The following is a 5,014-nucleotide window of genomic DNA, read 5'->3' as shown; positions in this document are numbered from 1 at the left end:
GAACAACCTGCGGCTGGTCGACTACGCCATGACCGCCCAGCTGGATCAGGTGGTGCGCACCGGCTGCCGCGTCTGGCGCTCGCATGGCGCCTTCGACCATTCCAAGCTGATGACGGTGGACGACGCCTGGACCTATGCCGGCTCGTCCAACCTGGACCCGCGCAGCCTGCGGCTGAACTTCGAGCTGGACACCGAGATCTACGATCCCGGCGTATCGCACGGCCTGGGCGCCCGCATCGACGGCATCATCGGACAGGCCCGCCGCGTGACGCTGGAGGACCTGCAGCAGGCGCCCTTCGCCAAGCGCCTGCGCAACAAGGTGATCTGGCTGGCCACGCCGTATCTCTGAAGCGGCCCGCGCAAGCGGTCCCGAATCTCTGAAGCATCCCTTGCGGGCCGCCCCCCAGGCGCCGGCGCGCCGACCGCGGGCCGGACGGTTCCCGCGCGCTCGCCCGGACGCTGGGAGTAAGATCTACGCCACAACAAACACCCTATAAATGGCAGGAGCAGTGGAAGATGGCGAAAGTCGGCATGGCAGGAATCGGCCTCATGGGCCATGGCATCGCGAGCAATCTGGTCAAGCATGGCCACGAACTGACGGTGCTTGAGCATCCGGGGAACCAGCCCCTGGACGCATTGAAGGCCGCGGGCGCGACCAGCTGCGCCGACGGCGCCACGCTGGCGGCGCGTTCCGACGTGATCATCCTGTGCGTCACGGGCAGCCCGCAGGTCGAGGCCGTGCTGCTGTCGCCGGGCGGCGTGCTCGAAGGCCTGCGCCCTGGCGCCGTCGTCATCGACTGCTCCACCGCGATCCCCTCGTCCACCCAGAAAGTCGCGCAAGCGGTGACCGACAAGGGCGGACGCTTCCTCGACGCGCCCATGACCCGCACGCCCAAGGAAGCCGCCGAAGGCCGCCTGAACCTGCTGGTCGGCGGCGACGCCGCGCTGTTCGCCGAATGCAGGCCGCTGCTGGCCTGCTTCGCCGAAAACATCAGCCACGCCGGCCCGATCGGCGCCGGCCATCGCATGAAGCTGCTGCACAACTACGTGTCGCTGGGCGTGATCGCGCTGCTGTCCGAGGCCGCCGCCTGCGCGCTGCGCGCCGACATCGACCCGGCCGTGTTCGCGGACGTGCTGGGCAAGGGCGGCGGCGGCGGCGTGGCGCTGGAACGCCTCAAGCCCTATCTGCTGGAACAGGATCCCTCGTCGCTGAAGTTCTTCATGTCGAACGCGGAAAAGGACCTGTCCTACTACAACACCATGGCGCAGGAAACCGGCGCGGCGCGCGACATCGGCCAGGCCGTGCTGGACACCTACGCGCAGGCCGTCAAGCAGGGCGGCGGCGAGCGCTACGTGCCCGAGCTGGTGTCGCTGCTGCAGGAAGGCGCCACGCGCTGACGGGAAGGCGGGAACGCTCAGCCGCCCGCCGCGGCCGGCGCCAGCGGCGCGCCGCGCTGCGGCAGCCGCAGCGCGATTCCCGCCGCCAGCAGCAGCAACACGCCCGCCGCGCCGAAGGCGACCCAGTGCGTGCCATAGCGCTCGAAGGCCCAGCCGCCCAGCCATGAGCTGATCATGCCGCCCACCTGGTGCCCCAGGTAGGCCAGACCGTACAGCAACCCCACCAGCCGCACCCCGTACACGTCCGCCAGGATGGCCGAGGACAGCGCGATGCTGCCGGCCCAGACGATGCCGCCCACGGACGCCGCCAGGTACAGCTCCCAGTGCGTGCCCACCATCACCAGCGCGAAAAAGCCCAGGCCGCGCACGCAATAGATCACCGCCAGGATGTTGCGCCGTTCCAGCTGGTCCGACAGCCGCCCCAGCACCAGTGTGCTGAAGATCGCCACCAGGCCGATCAGGCCGATGCCCAGCGCGCTGGTGGACGCGTCGAAGCCGTGGTCCATCAGCATGGGCATGCCGTGCGTGCCCAGCAGGTTCATGCTGAAGCCGCAGGCGAACAGCCCCAGCGCGATCTGCCAGAACGGCACCGAGGCCAGCGCGTCGCTCGCCTTGACGGTGGATGGCGCGCGCGCCGCCGGACGCGCCTGCGCGCCGGCGGGCCGGTCGACGATCTGGTGCGGCAGCAGGTCGGTATGCGCGGGCGCCTGGTCGCGCATCACGAACAGCGCCGAGGGCACGGTCACCAGCGCGAACAGCGCGGCGAAACCCAGCATGGTCTCGCGCCAGCCGACGGCGGCGATCGCGTAGGTGAGCAAGGGCGTCATCAGCGCGATGCCGGCCATGGAGCCGGTGGACAGGAAGAACAGCGCCATGCCGCGCTGGCGCGTGAACCAGCGGCTGATGACCGGCGTCAGCGCCACCGGGCTGGTGAAGCCCAGCCCCACCGACAGCGCCACGCCGAAAGCCAGCAGGAACTCGATCGGGCCGCGCGCATTGACGGTCCAGACACAGGACGCGACCACGATGGCCGCGCCGGTCAGCAGCACGAAGCGCGTGCCGCGCGTGCCGGCCAGGTAGCCGGCCACCGGCATGGCCAGGCCGTAGCACAGCATGCCCACCGCCACGATGCCCGACAGTTCGCTGCGCGAGAATCCCAGCGTCTGGGTCATGGGCAGGAAGAAGGGCCCGATGCCCATGCGCAATCCCACGGTGAGCAGGGTCAGCACGGTGGCCGCGCCCACGATGTTCCAGCCGAAATACCAGCTCCCCGGCCCTTGCTTGTCCACTTGATCGTCTCCTCGGCGGTTTTTTCTTATATGCCGTGGGCGCGGTCTGGCGCTTGCGTTTCAGGGCGGGCGCACAAGGCGCCACGGACGATTCGGGCGGGAGGCCGGCGGACGGCAATCGCGTCCGCCAAACGCGGACGGACCATATTACTCCCGGCTATATCTGTGTCGGCGCGGACCGTGCGCGATCCTGTACACGCAGCGGCCACTACTGTGGCGGTGCGGCGTCAGCGGCGCGCCGACGCCGGCGGCGAGGCTACGCTCAAGCGCGCGTGGCGGCGACCAGCCTGATTTCCACCGCCAGCGCCGGCCGCGCCAGCTCGGCCACGCCCAGGATGGTCCAGGCCGGGAAATCCGCGCGCATGTAGCGCGACTTCACCTCGCGGAAATCGGACAGCTGGGCGCCGACGTCCACGTGATAGGACACCATCTCGACCACGTCGGAGAAATCCAGGCCCAGGCGCCGCAGGATGGCCTCGGCGCGCTTGAAGGCCCATTCGATCTGCTCGCGCACCGTGTCCGGCACCGTGCCGTCGGGCCGCAATCCGATCTGGCCGGAGATATAGGCCATGCCCCGGGCCACCACGGCCGGCGCGTATTCAAAGGCGTCGAAGACACGATTGCCGCCGAACACGGCGTCGTCCTCGGGCAGTCGCAGGCGCACGATGGCGGTCATGGAGGTTCCTGGTAACGGAGAGTGGGCCGCCAGTGTATCGGCGGCTGCCCGGTCCCGCAGTCCAGGTTTGCCCGTAGCGGGCAAGCCGGCTAGACGCCGCCCGCCGCCGGTTCGAGCTTCAGTTGCAGCACCAGCGGCTGGCGCATGTCGGCCGGCGGAGCCTCGGCCAGCGAGCGGTTGGCCAGCACCTCGGTCAGCGCGTCGCGCACGCGCGTATCGATCAGCGTCGGAAACTCGACCCGCTCGACGCGGCCCGTGGCATCCACCCAGACCTTGGCCACCACCGGCTGCGCGGCGGCGGCCACCGCGTCGCCAGCGTCCTTCGGCCCGCCCATCAGTTCGTGCACGCGCACGACCGCCGGATTGGCGTCGTCACCCAGCCAGGCCTGGAACTGATTGCCCAGCAGCTGCGCATAGCTGACCCAGTGCTGCGGCACGGCGGCCGGCTGGGCGGCCACGGCGGCCGCGCCGGACAGCGCCAGCCCCATGAACGTGGCCACGGCGCGGCGCAGGCGGGCGAAACGCCCGGGCCTGGCGGACTGCGAACTGGCGGACGCGCCGCCGGAAACCGTCTGCTTCATGTCGATCTTCCTATTCCCGTTCAAACGGCGGACAGGCCGGCTCGCATCGCTCGCCCCTCATCCGCAAATAATGCCGGCCGACAGCGTCGCCGCGCGCGGCGCCTGCGCCTGCATGGCGCCCAGCTGGGGCCGGTCGCTGACTGCATGGACCGCGCCCTGCTCGCGCAGGAAACCGGTGATGCTGTCCACCGGCACCGCCTTGACCCGCGGGGCGCCCGCCCCTGGCGCGGAACCGCCGCGCCGGCTCAATGCCACCGTGCCCGACAGCCGGCCATCCACCGCCACGCGCTCGACCACCATGCCCAGCACCAGCCCTGCCCCGCCCAGCACGGGACTGCCGCTGGCGCCCGGCTTGACCGGCGAGAACAGCAGCAGCTCGGCCGCGGAACCGCCGCCGTGCGGCGCCGTCATGCCGTTGAACACGGTGCTGGCGCGCGCGGGCATGCGCTGCAATTCGCCATAGGCCTCGGTGAACACGGGCCGGCCGCCGCTGCTCTCGGGCGTGGCCGCGAAGGTCGCGCTCAGATAGGGCTTGAAGCCGGTATCCAGCAAGGCCAGGTCGCGCGCGTCGTCGCGCGCCACCACGGTGGCCCGGCGCACCTGCCCGTCCTTCAGCGCATAAAGGGACGCGCAGCCCGTCACCGCGTGCGCGGCGGTCAGGACCTGGCCGGCCGCGTTGATGAACAGGCCGCTGGCCTGGGACTCCAGCGGCGCGCCGGCCTGAGCGGCGGCCGCGCCGGGCAGCGCCAGCACGGCGGCCAGCATCGCGCCGCAACGCCACAAGAGCGCGCGACATGCGCCCGGCGCCCTGGCGCCGCCGCGCGGCAATGGCCTGGCTGCATTCATCCTCGATCCCGACTGAAGCGCGCCGGACGGACCCGGCTGAGAAATCGCGCAAATGTAGCGATAATTTGCGGCGGCTTGATGACGCTCTTGCACCCAAGGCGCCGACGCCTGACGCGGAAACGTCATCCGCCGCGCAAGCGTGCGCGCCCGTGGCGTCATACCCGTGAAGTCCCGCCGGCCCATACTGCCGCGCCCACAGTCCAAGGATCCGATATGCCCAGGAC

6 protein-coding genes are annotated in these 5,014 nt (G+C 70.7%); 2 read left to right on the top strand and 4 right to left on the bottom strand.

Annotated elements, in window-relative coordinates; all coding sequences use genetic code 11:
• Nucleotides 1-349, top strand: a 349-nt coding sequence (locus KDH83_RS29470) for a phospholipase D-like domain-containing protein (protein WP_249205443.1), incomplete at its 5' end; no start/stop codon positions are given.
• A 167-nt stretch (nucleotides 350-516) separates the two neighbouring features.
• Nucleotides 517-1,398, top strand: coding sequence for an NAD(P)-dependent oxidoreductase (locus tag KDH83_RS29465; protein ID WP_212322325.1), 882 nt, complete (start codon nucleotides 517-519; stop codon nucleotides 1,396-1,398).
• Between the two features lie 17 nt (nucleotides 1,399-1,415).
• Here KDH83_RS29465 and KDH83_RS29460 read toward each other — a convergent pair whose 3' ends face one another.
• The 4 genes from KDH83_RS29460 to KDH83_RS29445 all read right to left on the bottom strand — a co-directional run bounded on the left by KDH83_RS29460 (nucleotide 1,416) and on the right by KDH83_RS29445 (nucleotide 4,709).
• A complete protein-coding gene (locus KDH83_RS29460; protein ID WP_212322324.1) occupies nucleotides 1,416-2,687 on the bottom strand; it encodes an MFS transporter in 1,272 nt (423 codons plus the stop codon).
• A 262-nt stretch (nucleotides 2,688-2,949) separates the two neighbouring features.
• A complete protein-coding gene (locus KDH83_RS29455; protein WP_212322322.1) occupies nucleotides 2,950-3,363 on the bottom strand; it encodes a RidA family protein in 414 nt (137 codons plus the stop codon).
• 89 nt (nucleotides 3,364-3,452) lie between these two features.
• Nucleotides 3,453-3,944, bottom strand: a complete 492-nt coding sequence (locus tag KDH83_RS29450) for a YbaB/EbfC family DNA-binding protein (RefSeq protein WP_212322320.1) — start codon at nucleotides 3,942-3,944, stop codon at nucleotides 3,453-3,455.
• Between the two features lie 57 nt (nucleotides 3,945-4,001).
• Nucleotides 4,002-4,709, bottom strand: coding sequence for a serine protease (locus KDH83_RS29445; RefSeq protein WP_212322318.1), 708 nt, complete (start codon nucleotides 4,707-4,709; stop codon nucleotides 4,002-4,004).
• Between the last annotated feature and the right edge of the window lie 305 nt (nucleotides 4,710-5,014).

The organism is Achromobacter sp. Marseille-Q0513 (genome assembly GCF_018195695.1).
GTDB lineage: Bacteria > Pseudomonadota > Gammaproteobacteria > Burkholderiales > Burkholderiaceae_B > Achromobacter.
This window is presented reverse-complemented; position numbering and strand designations above follow the sequence as displayed.